We start from the raw sequence: 764 nt of genomic DNA, 5'->3' as shown, positions 1-764 counted from the left end.
TACATCAAAGATCGTCATCCTTTCGACCGTTGGAATAAAAGAGGTTTAACTTACGATCGTACCACTTTAAACGGATTCAATTCCGCTTCTTTCGATATGGAAGATGACAGTTCTTTATATTCAAATATCAATTTTGAAAAACAACAATTCAAAGGCCCAGGAGGTAACTATTTAATCCTTAAATACAAAGGCCCTAAACATTTCTTAGAAGAAGACAAAGACTATTACCTTGGTCGCGCACGTGTTCACGATTCTGATTTTAAATTAACCCATTTTCACCTTCACTTCAATCCTGTTCGTAAAACTTTATCCCTTTACCAAGATAAACATCATGCAAAACCTCAAAACAATAATCAAAAATAATTTCACCAATATTAAAAGACTCTAATTTAGAGTCTTTTTTATTTTACACACAATAATGGTAAGGCCATTAAAACCAATAAAAACTAAAAAAGGAGAAAACAAATGAAAAAATTAAAACAAAAAGACACCATTTTCAATATTGAATTTATATTTACATTAATAAGCATTATGTTAACAACAAGTATAATTTGTATTTTCATTAATCATAATTTTAAAGAATATGTTGACTTTCAAAAAGATCATTTAAAAGAAAACATTAATCATCAAAACAATCATTTAAAAGAAAACATTAACCTTGTTGAAAAGGAAATTGATAAATTTCAACAAGAAACCCAAAGTAATTTTCAAAAAATTAATGAAAATATAGATAAATTAGAAAAAATGATAATAAATCAAAATAA

At 26.3% G+C, this 764-nt stretch carries 1 protein-coding gene and 1 pseudogene; both read left to right on the top strand.

Translation table 11 applies throughout. From position 1 onward, the window contains the following. Positions 1 to 363, top strand: a pseudogene (locus RI01_RS02370) (AAA family ATPase); the annotation flags it as partial. A 102-nt stretch (positions 364 to 465) separates the two neighbouring features. Continuing rightward, positions 466 to 764: hypothetical protein (locus RI01_RS02365; protein ID WP_017193072.1), on the top strand; the 299-nt coding region annotated here is incomplete at its 3' end.

This window comes from Italian clover phyllody phytoplasma str. MA1 (assembly GCF_000300695.1).
In the GTDB taxonomy this organism is placed as follows: domain Bacteria; phylum Bacillota_I; class Bacilli_A; order Acholeplasmatales; family Acholeplasmataceae; genus Phytoplasma.
This window is presented reverse-complemented; position numbering and strand designations above follow the sequence as displayed.